Origin of the sequence: Gordonia tangerina, assembly GCF_021556435.1 — a bacterium.
Taxonomy (GTDB): Bacteria; Actinomycetota; Actinomycetes; order Mycobacteriales; family Mycobacteriaceae; genus Gordonia; species Gordonia tangerina.
The window spans coordinates 168127-186474 of sequence record NZ_JAKGCU010000004.1 but is presented as its reverse complement, the minus strand read 5'-3'; the positions used below and the strand labels follow the sequence as shown (position 1 = coordinate 186474).

At 66.6% G+C, this 18348-nt stretch carries 18 protein-coding genes; 6 read left to right on the top strand and 12 right to left on the bottom strand.

The window, feature by feature from the left end:
* Positions 1 to 101: 101 nt before the first annotated feature.
* Complete coding sequence (locus tag L1892_RS07415; RefSeq protein ID WP_235722930.1) at positions 102 to 1328, bottom strand: glycoside hydrolase family 183 protein; 1227 nt, start codon at positions 1326 to 1328, stop codon at positions 102 to 104.
* A gap of 149 nt (positions 1329 to 1477) precedes the next feature.
* The gene (locus L1892_RS07410; protein ID WP_235722929.1) at positions 1478 to 2602 is read right to left on the bottom strand and encodes a citrate/2-methylcitrate synthase; all 1125 of its coding nucleotides are present in this window, start codon (positions 2600 to 2602) and stop codon (positions 1478 to 1480) included.
* 94 nt (positions 2603 to 2696) lie between these two features.
* On the opposite strand from L1892_RS07410, the gene L1892_RS07405 reads away from it, so the two are divergent.
* Positions 2697 to 3929: a citrate synthase gene (locus L1892_RS07405; RefSeq protein ID WP_235722928.1), complete on the top strand. Its 1233-nt coding sequence runs from the start codon at positions 2697 to 2699 to the stop codon at positions 3927 to 3929.
* Positions 3930 to 3950: 21 nt separating this feature from the next.
* On the opposite strand, the gene mgtE is transcribed toward L1892_RS07405, so the two are convergent.
* Both mgtE and L1892_RS07395 read right to left on the bottom strand, forming a co-directional pair.
* Positions 3951 to 5288 carry a magnesium transporter gene (gene mgtE / locus L1892_RS07400; RefSeq protein WP_372474979.1) on the bottom strand — a complete coding sequence of 446 codons (1338 nt, stop codon included), beginning with the start codon at positions 5286 to 5288 and terminating at the stop codon, positions 3951 to 3953.
* Between the two features lie 120 nt (positions 5289 to 5408).
* On the bottom strand, positions 5409 to 6176 hold the full coding sequence (locus tag L1892_RS07395; RefSeq protein WP_235722927.1) for a methyltransferase domain-containing protein: 768 nt from the start codon (positions 6174 to 6176) through the stop codon (positions 5409 to 5411).
* 179 nt (positions 6177 to 6355) lie between these two features.
* On the opposite strand from L1892_RS07395, the gene rnhA reads away from it, so the two are divergent.
* From rnhA to L1892_RS07380, 3 genes are all read left to right on the top strand, one after another.
* Positions 6356 to 6796, top strand: coding sequence for a ribonuclease HI (rnhA, locus tag L1892_RS07390; RefSeq protein ID WP_235723046.1), 441 nt, complete (start codon positions 6356 to 6358; stop codon positions 6794 to 6796).
* Positions 6793 to 7725, top strand: a complete 933-nt coding sequence (locus L1892_RS07385) for an NAD(P)-dependent oxidoreductase (protein ID WP_235722926.1) — start codon at positions 6793 to 6795, stop codon at positions 7723 to 7725. The genes rnhA and L1892_RS07385 overlap by 4 nt, the downstream gene beginning before the upstream one ends.
* Before the next feature lie 122 nt (positions 7726 to 7847).
* Positions 7848 to 8054 (top strand): cold-shock protein, encoded by a 207-nt coding sequence (locus L1892_RS07380; RefSeq protein ID WP_235722925.1) that lies wholly within the window; start codon positions 7848 to 7850, stop codon positions 8052 to 8054.
* An 88-nt stretch (positions 8055 to 8142) separates the two neighbouring features.
* Here L1892_RS07380 and L1892_RS07375 read toward each other — a convergent pair whose 3' ends face one another.
* From L1892_RS07375 to L1892_RS07365, 3 genes are all read right to left on the bottom strand, one after another.
* Positions 8143 to 8592 (bottom strand): DUF5994 family protein, encoded by a 450-nt coding sequence (locus L1892_RS07375; protein ID WP_235722924.1) that lies wholly within the window; start codon positions 8590 to 8592, stop codon positions 8143 to 8145.
* Entirely contained in the window at positions 8585 to 8722 is a 138-nt protein-coding gene (locus L1892_RS07370; RefSeq protein ID WP_235722923.1) for a hypothetical protein, read from the bottom strand. Before L1892_RS07370 ends, L1892_RS07375 begins: the two co-directional genes overlap by 8 nt.
* A gap of 97 nt (positions 8723 to 8819) precedes the next feature.
* Complete coding sequence (locus L1892_RS07365) at positions 8820 to 9884, bottom strand: fatty acid desaturase family protein (protein WP_235722922.1); 1065 nt, start codon at positions 9882 to 9884, stop codon at positions 8820 to 8822.
* Positions 9885 to 10105: 221 nt separating this feature from the next.
* Between L1892_RS07365 and L1892_RS07360 the strand changes: the two genes are divergently transcribed.
* Together L1892_RS07360 and L1892_RS07355 are read left to right on the top strand one after the other, a co-directional pair.
* A complete protein-coding gene (locus tag L1892_RS07360) occupies positions 10106 to 10897 on the top strand; it encodes an SDR family oxidoreductase (protein WP_235723045.1) in 792 nt (263 codons plus the stop codon).
* Positions 10898 to 10979: 82 nt separating this feature from the next.
* Positions 10980 to 11654 (top strand): hypothetical protein, encoded by a 675-nt coding sequence (locus tag L1892_RS07355; RefSeq protein ID WP_235723044.1) that lies wholly within the window; start codon positions 10980 to 10982, stop codon positions 11652 to 11654.
* Positions 11655 to 11663: 9 nt separating this feature from the next.
* Here the strand turns inward: L1892_RS07355 and L1892_RS07350 are convergent, their stop codons facing one another.
* The 5 genes from L1892_RS07350 to L1892_RS07330 all read right to left on the bottom strand — a co-directional run bounded on the left by L1892_RS07350 (position 11664) and on the right by L1892_RS07330 (position 18330).
* Positions 11664 to 12302 (bottom strand): potassium channel family protein, encoded by a 639-nt coding sequence (locus tag L1892_RS07350; RefSeq protein WP_235722921.1) that lies wholly within the window; start codon positions 12300 to 12302, stop codon positions 11664 to 11666.
* Positions 12303 to 12327: 25 nt separating this feature from the next.
* Complete coding sequence (locus L1892_RS07345; protein ID WP_235722920.1) at positions 12328 to 13686, bottom strand: TrkH family potassium uptake protein; 1359 nt, start codon at positions 13684 to 13686, stop codon at positions 12328 to 12330.
* 39 nt (positions 13687 to 13725) lie between these two features.
* Positions 13726 to 15702 (bottom strand): ABC transporter ATP-binding protein, encoded by a 1977-nt coding sequence (locus L1892_RS07340; protein ID WP_272492740.1) that lies wholly within the window; start codon positions 15700 to 15702, stop codon positions 13726 to 13728.
* Entirely contained in the window at positions 15699 to 17432 is a 1734-nt protein-coding gene (locus tag L1892_RS07335) for an ABC transporter ATP-binding protein (protein ID WP_235722919.1), read from the bottom strand. Before L1892_RS07335 ends, L1892_RS07340 begins: the two co-directional genes overlap by 4 nt.
* Positions 17433 to 17520: 88 nt before the next feature.
* On the bottom strand, positions 17521 to 18330 hold the full coding sequence (locus L1892_RS07330; protein WP_235722918.1) for a family 1 encapsulin nanocompartment shell protein: 810 nt from the start codon (positions 18328 to 18330) through the stop codon (positions 17521 to 17523).
* Between the last annotated feature and the right edge of the window lie 18 nt (positions 18331 to 18348).

Below are 18348 nucleotides of genomic sequence, written 5' to 3'. Positions count from 1 at the left end.
GAACTGACTGGTGACGTGCCGCGTGCTGGACGTGCCACACGCTCGACGTTACGCCGATGCCCCCACCCCGGCCATGCGATCGGTCGAGTCGCCGTCGGTTGTCAACGGACCTTCGCGAGATCGGTGCGGATCAGCATCACGTTGTAGTCGTCCCATCGGGACGCCACGAAATACAGCTGCTGTCCGGTCGCACGAGGATGGATGTAGGGCGCGTACAGGCCCTTGGTCTGGGCGGCCGGCACGATCACCTTCGGGCCGCTCCACGGACCCACCGGTGTCGGCGAGGTCCGCATCATGATGCTGCCGGTCTGTTCGGTGAGCATCACGAATCGCTTCAGAAAGGTGTTGTACGCCACCGACATCTCGCTGACCGGCTGGCGGACGATGGGCGCCGCGGCGGCCGGCTCCGCCGACCACGTCCCGCCACCGCGGTAGTACTGATAGCGGCTCAGATCGAGGATGTCGGCGGGACGGACCCGGGCGACGAAGGCGGCGCCGAATCGTCCGCTCGGAGTGCCGTACTGATAGACGTAATCACCCGACCGCAGGAATGCGCCCATCTGGAAACGCCCGTGCCCCGCAGCGATCTGACGAACCCCGGGAACGGTCACATCGGCGTTCATCCGAATGGTTCGATTGTCGGTGACCCAGGTCTGGCCGTTGTCACGCGACACCGCGATCGCCGAGTACCCGGTCGCCCACCGGCCGGGCGACAGCCACCGACGGATGGACATGTAGCTCATGTACTGGACGCCGTTGATCGCGATGCCGCCTGTCGGGATCTTGCCGACCTCGATGTTGCGCACACCGATCGCGTTGAGCATGGGTTGGGCGAATGTCGGATGCTGGGGTGTCACCGACGCTCCCGAACGCACCGACCCGGGGATGGCATCCGGGAAAGTGATGCCCTTGTCCAGGTTCGCGTTTCCGTCGCTGCGCAACAGAGTGTTGTGGCGCCACACCATCTGGCCCGCGCACCGACCCCACGTGTCGCCGAAGGCCATCAACACCTGACCGGACCCGTTGTCCCACGGCACCCCGACGTCGGTGGCGGTGATGGAGAACCGCTGATCGGTACGGTTGCGGCTGCGCGGTCCGGTGACCCACGCGACGGCGGTGCTGGCACCCCGCAATCTGGCCAGCGGTCCTTGTGGTTTCTTGCCGTTCGCGCGGTAACTGCCGAAGTCGGCACTGCCGAGGCCGATCTCACTGGAGCCACTGCTGCCGGTGCTGCCGACGTCGCCGCCGTGGAATCCGACGGCACTGCAGATCGATGCGTGCGCGGGCGCAGCCGGACCGACGGCGATGGCGCTCACTGCGAGCGCCATGACCACCGGCCCGGTGACAAGTACATGTCGGCTGACCATGAGACCCCCTGCACACCCGGCGACTGTGGTGCCAGTGTTACAGATGTTGATCGAGGTCCACAGATCCCGAGCCGAACCGAGATGTAGGCGTGACCGAAAGCTGTCGCAGGTCAGCGGGGCGCGGGACCCACATACCGCGCGCGAGGCCGGATGATCTTGCGCGAGCGGGCCTGCTCGGCGATGTTGGCGCACCAACCCACCACCCGGCTGACGGCGAAGGTGGGCGTGAACATGGACCTGGGGACCCCGCAGGCATCCATCACGACGCCCGCATAGAACTCGACGTTGGCGTACCGGGGTTGGTCGGGGTGCGCTTCACGCAGGACGTCGACCACCTGACGCTCCACCTCGACGGCTCGTTCGACGGTGGGGCCGCCGAGGCCGAGGGCGATCTCGCGCAGCAACTCCGACCGCGGATCGACCGTGCGGTACACCGCGTGGCCGAAGCCCATGATGCGGCGGCGGTCGGCGATCTGTTCCCGCGCCCAGGCGGTGGCGTCACCGTGGCGGGCGATCTCGTCGAGCGAATCCAACGCCCGGTCGGGTGCCCCACCGTGCAGCGGACCCGAGAACGCGCCCAGCGCACCACAGACCGCCGCGTGGATGTCGGCACCGGTGGACGCGATGACCCGGGCGGTGAACGTGGAGGCGTTGAACCCGTGTTCGATCGTGGCGATCAGATACTGCTCGACGGCCCGCACGTGCTCGTCCGGGGCGCGGCGTCCGGTCAACTGGTAGAGCCAGTTGGCGGCGACCGGCAACTCCGGGTCGGGTTCGACCGGGTCCTCGCCGCTGCGAATCCGGTGCAGCGCAGCCAGGATCGTCGGTGTCATCGCTGCCGCCCGCATCGAGTCGTGGCGGATGGAATCGGCATCGCTCTCCCACAAGGGCGCGACCTCGAGTGCGGGACCGGCCGCCGACAACACCGTCCGCAGGCCCGCGAGGGTGTCGCGGCCGTCGCCGAGCAGGGCCGATGCGCGCAGCAGGCCGGCCAACTCGTCCGGGAGTGGACGCAATTGCGCTGTCGTGGTGCGGAACTGCGTGAGCTGATGTGCATCGGGAAGTGCGCCGTGGACGAACAGGTACCAGACCTCCTCGAATGACCGCGTCCGCGCGAGGTCGATCGCCGAATGCTCACGGTAGTGGTAGAAGCCCTCGTCGCCGCGGACGTCGCCGATCTCGGTGTCGGCGACGACCACATTCGCCAGGCCTTCGGGGGCGATCAGTTGGTTCATCGTAGGTCTCCGTTCGTGTTCGGCGAGTCGAGGTCGCCTCACCTGCCACGATGCGAGTATTGATCGATAGGGTCAATGTTGATTTCATCAATGTATGGCGCCTCGGACCCACACCCGCCGATTCCCGAAGCCGATCCGGCACGATGGCCGCGACTACCTGACCACCGAGCAGGTCGCGAAGCTGCTCGGGGTCAAGACGGCCACTGTGTACGCCTACGTCAGTCGCGGTCGGATGACCAGTGTGCGCATCGACGGAGTCGACGGGAGCGTGTTCGGCGTCGACGAGGTGGAAGCGTTGATGTCGGCGCGGGTGCGTAGGGCGCCGGCGGGGGTCGTCGAACGTATTCGCACACAACTGACCCTGCTGCAGGACGATCACCTGTACTACCGCGGGTGTGACGCGGCCGACCTTGCGCGGACCGTGTCATTCGAGAAGGTGGCGAACATGTTGTGGGACAACGAGGTCGACTGGGATTCGTTGTCCCGAATCGACTCGTCGGCAAGGGATTCGATCGTTTCCCTCGCCGGTCCGCACGCCCGCGGGCTCGACCTGATCCGGCTCACCACCGACGTCTTGGGTGCGCGCGACGCGCAACGTCACGACCGGGCCCGGTCCGCGGTGACCACCGCCGCAGCCACCACCATCGCCGCCGCGGTCGACGTGCTGTCGCCCGGCGGTGCGTCGTCGAAGGGCGCTCTGGCCCAACGACTGTGGCCGTGTCTCACCGCCGAGCCGGCCGCCGCCGAGACGATCCGCGTGCTCGACGCCGCACTGGTGTTGCTCGCCGACCACGACCTGTCGGCGGGCGCGGTCGCGGCCCGCGTGGCGGCCAGTGCGCGCGGCAACGTGTACGCGGTCCTGAGCGCGGGGCTCGGGGCGTTCGATGGGCCGATACACGGTGGCGCAACGACATTCGCCTACCGGATGCTGGCCGGCGCCGTCGCTGATCCGCGTGCGGCGATGGCCGACCAGATGTATCTCGGCGGCCCGATCCCCGGAACCGGACACATCGTGTACCGCCATCGTGATCCGCGCGCCGAGGTGCTCATCGAGATGCTGCGCACCTCGTCGACCGCCGATCCGAGGGTTGTCGATGCGCTCGAGGAGATCGAGCGTCGCCTGCCGTCGGATACATTCGTGAACTCGGATCTGGCGCTCGCAGCACTCGCGCTGGCCCACCGGATGCGGCCCGACGCCGCCGAGACCATCTTCGCGGTGGCGCGGATGGTCGGCTGGACGGCACACGCACTCGAGGAGTTTCACGAAACCCGGCTGCGGTTCCGGCCCGAAGGGGTCTACACCGGTGTTCGCCCGACGAAGTACTGAGCGTCGCCGGACTCGGCGCCCTCAGATGCCCAGCACCGACTTGGCGATGGTGAAATAGATGATGAGTCCGGTGGCGTCGCAGAACGTGGAGATGAACGGTGTGGAGAACACCGCGGGATCGACCCGACAGATGCGGGCGATCAACGGCATGATCCCGCCGACCGTGGCCGCCAGCGCGCAGATGGCGAGGATGGTCGTGCCGATCACGATGCCGATGTCGAGACCGTAGACGGCCGCGGCGACCGCGAAACCGACTGTGCCCAGGAATGTCCCCAACGTGACGCCGACCCGGATCTCCTTACCTGCGACGCGCAGGACATCCCGCGGTGCGAGCTCGTGGACCGCCAGCGCACGGGTGATGGTGGTGGCGGCCTGCGACCCGGTATTGCCGCCGATTCCGGTGAGCAGCGGGATGAACAGTGCCAGCGCGACTTCCTGTTCGAGGGTGCCCTCGAAGAACTCCAGCACATTGACGGTCAGAATCGCCGATACCGCGAGCACGAACAGCCAGACGATGCGTGCCCGCGTGATGCTGAGGATCGATGAGACGAGGTAGGGTTCCTCGAGGCGTTCGCGGGCACCGCTGCGCGCCTCGTCGACATCGCGCGCCTGTTCGACGACGTCGACGGCATCGTCGATGGTGAGGACTCCCACCAGGCGGTTCTCCGAATCCACCACCGGCATGGCCAGGATGCCCCGCTCCACACATCGGAACGAGGCGGGTTCGGCGTCGTCGAGCGCGTGCGCGTAGATCGGTTCCGACATGTGTTCGCCCGGCTGCGATTCCGGGTCGGCGAGCAGAAGATCACGCAGGGAGAGCATGCCGCAGAGTCGGCGCCCGCGGTCGACGACCGGCACGGCGTAGATCGTCTCGGCGTCGCGGCCGTTCGTGCGTATCCGATCGAGCGCCTGTGCCACGGTCTCGTCCGGGTATGCGTGGACGAACTCCGGGCTCATGCGGCGGCCGACCGACCCGCGCGGGTACCCGAGGACGATTCCGGTGATCTCCCGCTCGCCGGGCGACAGCCCGCGCACGAGCGCCTTGGCGACCGATGCAGGGAGTTCGTCGAGGAGTTCTGCGCGGTCGTCGGGATCGAGTTCGCGGAAGGCCGAGGCGACCTCGGCGGTCCCGAGTTCCTCCACCAGGCCACGCTGGAATGGCGGGGGAAGTGCGTCGAAAACGGCGTTGGCGGCCTCTTTACCGAGCAGTCGAAAAGTCACGCCGCGGTGCCGCCGCGGGAGTTGTTCGATGAGGGCGGCCACGTCGTCGGATGGCATGGCCTGTAGATCCGCCGCGACGGCCGGGAGGTCGCCGGCTCGGACGAGGTGGCCGATCCGATCGGCAGCTGTGGTGATCACGCACCGCAACGTATGGCTGTGGCGTGTACGGACGGTTGCCGTGGGGTGACGTGTCCCGTCACCGCCGCACAGTTGTCACGATTTCGACGACGCCGTGTCCATCGTCGGCACCAGCGCGGGTCAGAACGGCGTGGCGACCGCGAAGGTCCTCCGGAACGGCAGCACAGTGCCCACCGATTGCGGCGGGTAGGCGTCACGCAGGCGCTGCTTGTACTCGGCCATGAAGGTCTCGCAGTCGTCGTCGTCCAGTGCCGTCAGGTAAGGCCGCGCGGTGGTCCCCGCGCTCCAGTCGTAGACGGGGTCGTCGCCGTGCAGCACGTGCAGATACGTAGTCGACCAGGTGTTGGTCGTGAAGCCACGTTCGGTGAAGAAGGCGAGGAGGTCGGCCGGGTCGAAACCGGGCATCCGCCGCACGTCGCGCAGTTGTTCGGCGAAGCGGGGATCGTCGGCGAGGTCGCGTAGCTCGCGGTGCATCGGCGACCCGGTGTTGTCCGGGACCTGGACCGCGAAGACGCCGCCGTCGTTGAGGTGACCGAGCAGGCGGTCGATGATCGCCATCGGGTCGGGAAGCCACTGGAACATCGCGTTGGACACGATCAGATCGACCGGCTGATTGGGCGACCAGTCGGCGGCGTCGGCGATGTCGTAGTTGGCGTGTGGATCGGTGTTCTCGCGGAAGGCCTTCTCGATCATGCGCGGCGACGAGTCGATCCCCAGGATCTGGGATTCGGGCCACAGAGCTCGCAGGTGGCGGGTCAGGTGGCCGGGTCCGCAGCCGAGGTCGACGATGGTGGTCGGTGCGGTCGGTACCTGGGCGATGAGATCGAGGAAGGGGCGGGCACGAGCGTCGGCGAATTGCAGGTAACGGTCCGGATCCCAGGTCTGCATGGTTCAAGACTAGGCGTCGGCGCGCGTCGGCGGCAGGCCTCGATCCCCGTCAAACTCCTCGGCACGGCCGATGGCACCCGTGCAGTACCCTTCGGTGAGTGACCGACGCCCTGTTCGAACCCACCCCCGACGAACCGTCCACCGATCTTCTCCCCTCGGAGACGACCGAGCCACACGACGTGGTCGAGATCTCCACCGACGGTGCATGCCTGGGTAATCCTGGCCCTGGTGGATGGGGGGCGATCCTGCGTCACCGCGGACGCGAGAAGCGACTGTCCGGGGCCGATCCGGCCACCACCAACAACAAGATGGAGCTGACCGGCGCCATCGAGGGGCTCGCGGCGCTGACCCGGCCCTCCACGGTCATCATCTACACGGACTCGAATTATGTGCGTAACGGCATCACCAAATGGGTGGCCGGCTGGCAGCGCAACGGGTGGAAGACCTCCGACAAGAAGCCGGTGAAGAACGCCGAGCTGTGGCGCCGCCTCATCGAGGAGGAGAAGCGTCACGAGGTGACGTGGAAATGGGTGAAGGGACACTCGGGGGACCACTACAACGAGATCGCCGACGAACTGGCCACCTCCGCCGCCCGCGGGATCGTCGAGGCGCGCAAGTGAGCCCCGCAAAGACCGACGCCGCCGCGATTCCGGTCGCCGTCGAACCGGTCCGTGACGAACATTTGGTGGCCGCCGTGGAATCGGCCGGCGGCCGCGTCGTGGATCTCGGCGATGCCCGGGTGCTGGTGTGGATCGGCGCGGTCGCCGACTTTCCCGAGCTCGACGACGACATCGAGTGGGTCGCGCTCAAGACCGCGGGGATCGAGGAGTACGTCGCTGCCGGCGTCATCGACGATCGGCGGGTGTGGACCAACGCCTCGGGCTTCTACGCCGACAACGTTGCCGAGCATGCGCTGGGCCTGCTGTTGGCCGGGCTGCGCCAGATCAATACGGCGGTACTCCGGCACTGGGACAAAGAACGCATCGACACCTCGGTCCGGTCCCTGCACGGGTCCACGGTGGCGATCATTGGGGCGGGCGGGATCGCCGCGTCGCTGATCCCGCGACTGTCGGCGTGCGGGGCTCGCTCCATCGCCGTCAACCGCTCCGGCCGGCCGGTCGAGGGCGCCGCGCTGACCGTGGCGTCCGATCGCACCGACGAGGTGTGGGCGCAGACCGATCACGTCGTCCTCGCCGCGCCCGCCACCGCTGCGACCCATCACCTGATCGATGCGCAGTCGTTGGCCGCATTGCCCTCCCATGCGTGGATCGTCAACGTGGCGCGCGGACCGCTGGTGGATCAGGTAGCCCTGATCGAAGCGTTACGCACCGGCGAGATCGCCGGTGCGGCGCTCGACGTCACCGATCCCGAACCCCCGGCGGCCGACGACGCACTGTGGTCGCTGCCCAACGTCATCATCACTCCGCATGTCGCAAATCCGGCTTCAGGGCTGACACGCGCAATGGCGCCGTGGATGGCCGAGAACCTCCGGCGGTATCGGTCCGGGGAGGATCTGCTTGCAGTGGTGCACCCGGGGCAGGCTTACTGAGCCACTCGGCGCGCTACGAGAAGCTGCGTCCACCGATTCTGGGAGTCGGTGGTTGATGTGCGACAATTGTACTTCGGGTGCCGACTGGCGCCCGACTGCATAAAGAGAGAAGTACCCGCATCATGGCACAAGGAACCGTCAAGTGGTTCAACAGCGAAAAGGGCTTCGGCTTCATCGCTCCCGACAACAGCACCGATGGTGACGTCTTCGTTCACTACTCGGCCATCCAGAGCGGCGGATTCCGCAGCCTCGAGGAGCAGCAGCGTGTCGAGTTCGAGGTCGAGCAGGGCCCCAAGGGCCCGCAGGCCACTTCGGTGACCGCACTCTGACGAGTAGCACACGCCACACCGACGCCGCCCGATAAATTCGGGCGGCGTTTGTTGTGTCCGGCGAGCACCGGCTGATGCGCGGTTCACCTCAGCGAGGTGTCGCGGCGCCATCTCGACACTGCGCCGCGGCACGGGACAGGATCTGGCGCGCTTCCCGATACTTGGCGGTGTGCTCCGAGATGAGCTCATCCCGTGCGGCCCCGGCCTGCCGTAGCAATGCCGCGGCGAGGGTCGACGAGGTCCGCGCCGGGATGACCAGCAGAGTCACCGATGCGCGTTCGCCGCAGACAGACATCAGCGGCAACTCATCGGGAGCGCTTTCCGCATCGAGACCCGGGTAGTGTGCCAGGCTTCGCCAATTGACGCGGATCGACGAGATCTTGCCGAGTCGCTCGTACCCCGATGTTTGCAGACCGGCAAGCTCATCGGAGATCTGCGCGGTATAGGGCAGCCACGCTCCGCCGACGGGAGCGCTGAGGTCCCACCCGAGGTGCAGGCGCGTCGGACCGAGAGTAGGAGGTGTCGCCCGACTACTCACCGACGCACTCGCCGGTTGTGTGAGGGTGATCTGTTGCGGAGAACACGAGGTCGGTGGTCGCTGTCGACGTGGCGTCGGGGGCGTCGGTGGTCTCAGCAGCGTGCGAGAAGAGGTTGGCGTTGTCGCTCATGTCAATCCGTTCAGAAGGTGGGTGCGGTCAGGTGTGATCTCGAGTGGCAGACCTGCGGATGGGATGGTTGTCGTTTGTGACGACGTCGGCCGTGCGATCATCGGTACATGTTGACAAGCGGGCACGTGAACGGATCCCGTTCGCCGAGTCCTGCCTGGTTGAGGTAGCGGATGACGATCCCATATGACTCGATCAGTGTCGTCTCAGTGTAGGTGACGCCGTGACGAGCGCAGTGCGCACGCACGAGAGGCTGGACTTTCGCCAGGTGCGGCCTGGGCATGCTGGGGAACAAGTGGTGCTCGATTTGGTAGTTGAGGCCGCCCATCATGAAGTCGGTCAATCGCCCTCCGCGGATGTTGCGCGACATCAGGACCTGCCGACGGAGGAAATCCACCTGCACGTCCCGCGGAACCAGCGGCATCCCCTTGTGATTGGGAGCGAAGGAGCAGCCGAGGAGGACTCCGAACGCGGCGAGATGAGTGATGGTGAAGACGATGGCGATAATCGGCGACATCACGAGAAACGGCGCCACGGTACCGATTGCCAATCGGGTCGTGATCAAACCGAGTTCCACCGACCGGTGCGCGACCGGAGCTCCGCCGAGCAGCCCGCGGATGCTGTGAACGTGCAGGGCGACGCCCTCGAGCGTCACCAATGGGAAGAACAACCATCCTTGTCGGTGGGTAAACCATTGGTAGAACCCGGATCGGCCCGTCGCGTCCGCGGGAACGAATGCCAGCGGGCCCGGTTCGATATCCGGATCGACCCCGATCTTGTTGGGGGCCTTGTGATGACGATTGTGTTTGGCGCGCCACCAGTGCAATGACAAGCCGGCAAAGGCCCCGGCGACTATTCGGGCAGTCCATTCGTTGGCGCTCGCCGAGGAGAATATCTGTCTGTGCGCGCCGTCATGGCCCAGGAATCCGAATTGAGTACTGACAACAGCCAGAAGGGCCGCCGGCGCCAGCTGCCACCACGAGTCGCCAATCGCGATCACGGCTCCCCAGGTACCGGCGAACGCCGCGACCAATAGTACGATCGTCCGCACGTAGAACCCGCGTTGCCGGTCGAGGAGGCCGGATTGCCGCACTTCGGCAACCAGCTCTGTGTAGGAACTGACGATGCTGTTGCGGGGAAGAGTAGAGCCGTTGGTGTCCGGCATGGGTGTGTGCCTCGGTGCTTTCTGTGTAAGCCGGCGCCACGGACTTCACGTCCGAAGAAGAGCGCCCTACGAGAGTCGCAACCAGCTGGCAGCAATGCATCACGTCGGCGTTGCCCAGTGTGCCAGAGAATGCGTGTCACGAGATGATCACGCTGGGCGCGATTCGAGATCATAGGTAGAACGTGTTCCAATTCTACGTCTGCGATGGCATCCTCGAGGGCGTGATCCTCGACAGATTCCGTATCGAAGACAAGGTGGCGGTCGTGACGGGCGCCGGGCGTGGCCTGGGGGCCGCGATCGCGGTCGCCTTCGCCGAGGCAGGTGCCGACGTGGTGATCTCGGCACGCAGCGAAGTCGAACTCGACAAGGTGGCCGCCCGCATCCGCGAGGTCGGCCGGCGCGCCCTGGTGGTCGCGGCCGACCTGTCCGACACGGACACCGCCGCGGGCCTCGCGAACACCGCGGTCGACGAGTTCGGCCGGCTCGACATCGTGGTCAACAACGTCGGCGGCGCCATGCCGCGGCCGCTGCTGGACACCAAGCCCCGACATCTGACGCAGGCCTTCGACTTCAACGTCACCAACGCACACGCGCTGATCCTGGCGGCGGTCCCACATATGCTCGACAACGCCGACGGCGGCGCGGTCATCAACATCACCTCGACAGTGGGGCGGGCCCCCGGCCGTGCCTACGCGGCCTACGGGACGGCCAAAGGTGCACTGGCCCAATACACCCGACTCATCGCGATGGATCTCAACCCGAAGATCCGGGTCAACGGTATAGCGCCGGGTGCGATCCTGACGTCGGCCCTCGATGTGGTCGCCGACGACGAGAACATGCGCACCCAGATAGAGTCGGCCACGCCGCTGCACCGGCTCGGCGAGCCGGAGGACGTGGCAGCCGCCGCGCTGTTCCTCGCCTCGCCGGCCGGGTCGTATCTGACCGGCAAAATCATCGAGGTCGACGGTGGCATCGTCACCCCGAACCTGGATCTGCCGATCCCGGATCTGTAGTACGAACCGGGCGGATTTCGCCGGTTCGTACTACGGATCGCGGGTCACGGGCGGTCGGTAGCATTGAACCGTGGGTGGCTTCATGGGCTCCATCGGCGATTTCTGGTGGCTGATCTTCCCGATCGGCGGTGTCGTCGGGGGCTGGGCCGCCCGAATTGCCGCATATAACGAGAAGCGCCGCCGCGACAAGATCGAGCTCGAGCGAATCAAGGCGTCGTCGCGGGCCGAGGAACTGCGGATCACGCAGACGAGCGCAGCCGCCATGGCCAAGGTCCTCGCCCGGCACGACGACGTGAACGAGCGCTGGTTCGGTTACGAACTCGACCTCGCCACACTCATCGAGTACCCGATGATGACCGATCTGCGCGAACCGTTGACCCTGGCGTTTCACCGCGCCAAGGTGCGTGCCGATGATCTGCGGCCGGCCGATCCCGATGAACTGCTCGAACCCGCCGCCTTCGCGGAGTACCGCGATGCCGTGAGCGACTACGCGACCGCCTTCGACGCCGCCGAGCGGGAGGCGCACCGCCGCCGACAGTCCGACTTCACCCCGTTCGAACGAGAGCGGCTGGAACGGGCCCGGCGGCTGGTGGCGGTGGCCGCCGACAACGGGGCGACCGCGGCCGAGCGTCAGGCCGCCTATCGCAAGGCGCGCGACGAACTCGAGGGTCTGATCGTGGTGCCGCCGGCCGCAGCGCAGCAACTCGAACGGCGGATCGCCGGCGCGTTGGAACCGGGGCACGGCCACTCGGACTGAATCGTCGGGTCACGCCAGATCGGCGAACCTCTCCACTTCGGCGGTGCGCCCGGCCACCACCAGCATGTCACCCGCCGAAACCGCACTGTCCTCGGTCGCATAGGTGAATTCGGCGCCGGGACGTTTGATGGCGACCACGGTGATGTCGAATTTGGTGCGCAATCGGCTCGCCGACAACGTCTTTCCGGTGATCGCCGACGGCGCGAGTGTCTTGACCATCGCGAAATCCTCGTCGAACTGGATGAAGTCCAGCATCCGGCCGGTCACCAGATGTGCGACGCGCTCGCCCATGTCGTGTTCGGGCAGCACCACATGGTGGGCGCCGACCCGTTCGAGGATGCGCCCGTGCTGGCGGCTGGTGGCCTTCGCCCAGATCCGCGGAATTCGGAAGTCGGCCAACAGCGATGTGGTCAGGATGCTGGACTCCAGGTCGGAGCCGATGCCGACCACAGCGAGTCGGAACTCGGGTACACCGAGCTGATCGAGGGCCTCGCGGTCGGTGGTGTCGGCGACCGCCGTGTGCGTCAGATCGTCGGCGCACCGTTGGACATTGCGCGGGTCTGCGTCGATGCCGAGTACTTCGGAACCCTGCTTGACCAGTTCGCGCGCCAGCGATGTGCCGAACCGTCCGAGGCCGATGACGGCCACGCGGGTTCCGTGTCGAGTCTTGCTGTTAGCCAACGATCGGCCTTTCCTCTGGGTACTCGTACCGGCGGGTGCGTTCACGCAGGGCGAGTGCGGTGGCGAGTGTGATCGGTCCGAGCCGGCCGATGAACATCAACACTACGAGCAGCACCTGTGCGCCGGCGGGCAGGTCGGCGGTGATGCCGGTGGACAGGCCGACCGTCGCGAACGCGGAGACCACCTCGAACATCACGACTTCCAACCGATATTCGGTCATCAGCATGATCGCCAGAGTGCCGACGATCACCGCGCCGGCGCCGAGTAGCACCACCGTGATGGCCTGGCGCTGCACCGCCGGTGCGAGTTTGCGACCCACCACGTGCACGCTCGGTTCACCGCGCACTTCGGCGATCACCACGAAGGCCAGCAGTGCGAAGGTGGTGACCTTGATGCCGCCGGCGGTGCCGGCGCTGCCGCCGCCGATGAACATCAGCATGTCGGTGATCAACAGGGACGACGGATGCATCGCGCTCACGTCGATCGAGTTGAAACCTGCGGTACGCGGCGACAGCCCGGCGAACACGCCGGTCACCAGCTTGCCCACACCGTCCAGCGGCCCGAGCGTGGCGGCATTGGACCATTCGATGGCCGTGATGGACACCGCCCCCAGCAGCGCGAGGCCGGCGTAGGTCCACACTGTGATCTTGGTGTGCAGCGACCATCCGGTGATGCGCTCTTCGGCACGGCGCAGCCAGTGCAGTAGGTGTCGGCCGGCCTCGAACATGACAGGAAACCCGAGCCCGCCGAGGACGAACCCGACGACGATGGGCGCGATGATCCACAGATCGGTGGCGAAGGGGACCAGACTGTCGGGGTACAACGAGAACCCGGCGTTGTTGTACGCCGAGATCGAGTGGAAGATCCCGAGATACAGGGCGCGTCCGAAACTCTCGTCGTATCCGGTGTAGAACCGGCCGGTGAGCACCGCGGCGATGATCGCCTCCACGATCAGGCTCAGCACGATGACGCCGACGACGACCCGTTTGCTCTCGCCGAGGCGCAGGGATTTGGTCTCCGCCTGCGCCACGAGCTGCATACGCAAGCCCATCCGGCGGGCCACGAGCAATCCGAGCAGCGACGCGAGGGTCATGATGCCCAGACCGCCGATCTGGATGAGCGCGAGGATGACCAGTTCGCCGAAGGTCGACCAGTACGAGCCGGTGTCGACCACGACGAGCCCGGTCACGCACACGGCCGAGGTCGCGGTGAACAGCGCGGTGACCGGTGGGGCCGAGTCGCCGCTCTCGGTGGCGATCGGCAACATCAGCAACACGGTGCCCACCGCCACCGCGAGGGCGAATCCGATGGCGACCAGGCGCGCCGGATGCTGCGGTGTCAGCAGGCGCATCGTCGACCCCTGCGTCGGCGGGCCCCGCGGCTCGACCGCCTATCGGACAACGGAGTCATCCTCGAGGACCTCGTCCTCGAGCGGACCGGCGAACTGACTGTTGTAGAGCCGGCAGTAGGCGCCGCGAGCGGCGAGCAGTTCGTCGTGGCTGCCCTGCTCCACGATGTGGCCGTCTTCCATCACCACGATCACGTCGGCGTCGCGCACGGTGGAGAGTCGGTGCGCGATGACGAAACTCGTGCGATCGGTGCGAAGGTTGGCCATCGCCTGCTGGATCAGCAATTCGGTGCGGGTGTCCACCGAACTGGTCGCCTCGTCGAGGATGAGGATCGTCGGCTTGGCCAGGAAGGCGCGGGCGATGGTGATCAACTGTCGCTCACCTGCGCTGACGCCACCGCCCTCTTCGTCGAGGACGGTCTCGTAGCCGTCGGGCAGGGTGCGGACGAAGTGATCGACGTGGCTGAGTTCGGCTGCCTCGATGACCTCCGCACGGCTCGCGGTGGGATCGCCGTAGGCGATGTTCTCGTAGATGGTGCCGCCGAACAGCCACGAGTCCTGCAACACCATGCCGGTGCGTTCCCGTAGGTCGTCGCGGGTCATCCGGCGAGAGTCGACGCCGTCGACCTCGATGGCTCCGGAGTCGACGTCGTAGAAGCGCATGATGAGGTTCACCAGCGTCGTCTTCCCCGCGCCGGTGGGCCCCACGATGGCCACCATGTGTCCGGGCTGCGCCACCAGCGAGAGGTTCTCGATGAGTGGCCGGTCGGCGACATACCGGAACGAGACGTCGTCGAACTCGATCAGGCCGTGCCCGTCGACTGGCGTCTGGGCATCGACGGGGTCCGGGGTCTCCTCGTCGGCGTCGAGGACGTCGAAGATGCGCTCGGCCGACGCCACCCCGCTCTGCATCAGGTTGAACATCGACCCGATCTGGGTGAGTGGCTGGGTGAACTGGCGCGAGTACTGGATGAAGGCCTGCACCTCGCCGAGGCTCAGCGAACCCGACGCCACCCGCAGTCCGCCCACCACGGCGACCGCCACATAGTTCAGGTTCCCCAGGAACATGATGGTCGGCATGATGATCCCGGAGATGAACTGGGCGCGCCAACTCGACTCGAAGAGCTTCTGGTTGCGCTCGTCGAAGGTCGACTCGATCTCGGATTGGCGTCCAAAGGCCTTGACCAGTTCGTGGCCGGTGAACGCCTCCTCGACCTGGGCGTTGAGCTTGCCGGTCGACGACCACTGGGCCATGAAATGCGGTTTGGATCGTTTCGCGATCTGCGCGGTCGCGATGAAGGCCAATGGAACGGTGAGCACCGCGATAAGCGCCAGCAGCGGCGAGATCCAGATCATCATCGCCAACAGCGCGATCACCATCAGCACCGAGTTCAGGAACTGCGCGATGGTCTGCTGCAGGCTCTGCGACAGGTTGTCGAGGTCGTTGGTGACACGGCTGAGCAGGTCACCGCGCGCGGCCTTGTCGTAGTAGCTCAAGGGCAACCGGTGGACCTTCTGCTCCACATCGGCGCGCAGGCGTCGGATGGTGCCCACCACGACGATGTTCAGCAGGTAGGCCGCCAGCCACGCCAGCGCCGACGACAACACGTAGAGCACCAGCACGATCAGCAGGACCTGACCCACCGCGGTGAAGTCGACGCCCACACCGGGCGTGACGTCCATCGACGACACCATGTCGGCGAAGGTGTTCTGGCCTTGTTCGCGCAGACCGGCGACGGCCTGCTCTTTGGTGAGTCCGTCGGGCAGGGTCGTGCCGATGACACCGTCGAACACCAGGTCGGTGGCGTGGCCGAGGACGCGTGGCGCGACCGCAGACAGGATCACCGAGATGACGATGGAGGCCAACACGGTCACCGTGAACGCCCGGTAGGCGAGCAGCAGGCGGATGAGTCGTTTGATGGAGGGACCGAACGAGCGTGCCTTTTCGGCCGGGCCGGCCATCATCGGAGGACCGACCGCGCCGCCGCCCGGTCGCCCCGCACCGCCGGGCCGGGTCATGACGCGTCCTGGATGGCGAGCTGGGATTCGACGATCTCGGCGTAGGTCTCGCAATTCTCCACGAGATCGTCGTGGCGTCCGAGCCCGACGATCCGACCGCGGTTGAGCACCACGATCTGATCGGCGTCGACGATGGTCGAGATGCGTTGGGCCACCACGATCACCGCGGCGTCCCGGGTGGCCGGGCGCAGTGCGGCACGCAACCGGGCATCGGTGGACAGATCGAGTGCGGAGAACGAGTCGTCGAACAGGAACACCGAAGGGCGTCGAATCAATGCCCGCGCGATGGCCAGCCGTTGGCGCTGGCCGCCGGAGACGGTCGTGCCGCCCTGGGCGACGGTGGTGTCGAGGCCGTCGGGCATGCGCGCCACGAAATCGTCGGCCTGCGCGATCCGCAGTGCCTCCCAGATCTCCTCATCGGTGGCGTCGGGTTTGCCGTGCCGGATGTTGGAGGCGATGGTGCCGGAGAACAGGTACGGGCGTTGGGGGACCAGGCCGATGGCCGAGCGCAGCTGATCGGGGTCGAGGCGTCGCACGTCGGTGCCGCCGACGAGGACCGCGCCCGCGGTGACGTCGATGAGTCGTGGGATCAGGCCGAGCACCGTGGTCTTGCCCGACCCGGTGGAACCGACGATCGCGGTGGTGGTGCCCTTCTCGACTCGGAAGCCGATGTCGCGCAGCACCGGGTCGTCGGCGCCGGGGTAACGGAACTCTGCGCCGCGGAACTCGACGGTGGACGGCTCGGTGGCGAATCCGACCGGGTCGGTGGGGGAGACCACCGAGGTGTCGGTGTCGAGCACCTCCCAGATCCGCTCGGCGCAGACGGTGGCGCGCGGCGCCATCATCGCCAGGAACGACGCCATCATCACCGACATCATGATCTGCATGGCGTAGCTCATCATCGCCGTCAGTGCGCCGATCTCCACCGACCCGTCGGACACCGCATGCCCACCGAACCAGATGACCGCGACGATGGTGACGTTGGTGATCAGCATGACCAGCGGGAACATCAGCGCCATCAGCCGACCGACCCGCAAAGTGGCGTCGGCCAGATGATCGTTGGCGCGCCCGAAACGATCGATCTCGTGGCGTTCCCGGACGAATGCCCGCACCACCCGGATACCGGTGATCTGCTCGCGCAGCACCCGGTTGACGGCGTCGATCCGTTCCTGCATGGCCCGGAAGCCGGGGATCATCCGCGCGATGATCAAGGCCATGGTGAGGCCGAGGATGGGGACGGCGATCGCGAGCAGCCACGAGAGTCCCGGCGCCACGCGGATGCCCATCGCGATGCCGCCGATGCACATGATGGGTGCCATCACCAGGATCGCGGTGCTCATCACCACCAGCAGCTGCACCTGTTGCACGTCGTTTGTGGTGCGGGTGATCAGCGACGGTGCACCGAACCGGCCCACCTCCCGCGCGGAGAAGGTGTTGACCCGATGAAGGAGGTCGTGGCGAATGTCGCGGCCGACGCCGAGCGCGGTGCGCGCGCCGAAGTACTGGGCGGCGATCGTGCAGATCACCTGCACCACACTGACCACCAGCATCCACCCGCCGATACGCAGGATGTAGTCGGTGTCGCCCTCGGCCACGCCCTTGTCGATGATGTCGGCGTTGAGCGTGGGCAGATACAGCATCGCCGCGGTGGCGACGAACTGAAGGGCGACCACAGCTGTCAGGTACCCGCGGTAGTTTGTGAGATATGTCCGGATGAGGCGGCTCAGCATCGCGCAATCACTTGGTAGACGCTAGCAATTCACTCCGACGGTGCGCGATGTGATTAAGGGCGCGATGTGATCAAGTGCGGACCACCGGTCACTCCGCGTAGGTGAACGGGACGACCGCTTCCGGGGTGTAGGTGAGATAGGTGAAGGACTCCTGGAAGTACAGGGTCACGGTGTCGGCGTCGTGGTGGTCGTAGCCGATGGACACGTCCTGACCGATGCTCATCTCGAAGTCACCGCCCCGGGTGCTGAGCAGGAACGCGCCGGAAATGGCGGGCGCCCACACGATGTCGCCGCCACCGACGAGCAGTCGCTGTAGATGGTCGCGGATGGGGACACCGTGGTTGGAGGTCTCGTTGACCAGCGTGTACACGTCCTTGGACAGCGCCAGCGAGTACGGGCCCTCTACCGAGGCGAGCCGCAATGCGGTCGTGGCCTGCGACAGCGCCTCGGCGTAGTCGCGCACGTCGGCCGGCAGGGGAATCGGGGTTGCCGACGCAGCCGGCCGGATGCCAGTGATTCCGCCGGCCGGGTACCCCTCGAAGATCGCCCGGTCCTCGGCCCTGGCCAACTCGGCCGCGGCATCGCGCACCGGGTCCCAATCGGAATCCTGAGCTCCCCGGTCGACGTCGTCGATGGCCTCGCGGCTGACGGTGAATGGCACCTTCAACTCCACCAGCGGCTGAGCCTGCCGCTGATGGGCGACGATGCCATCGGCCGGCGGATCGATCTTGCTGCGATGCCCCAGGGTGACCGAGGCGATGTCCAGGCCAAGCGGGCCGTTGACGTCGACGAGGCGCCGCGCGGCGCTGTTGCGTTTGAACGAGCGGGTGGCCTCCTCCTCGATCTCGGCCCACGCGGCCTCGGAGATGGGTGCGAGTTCGCGATGCAGGTTGTTCATGCTGCCTCCTAGGAGAGT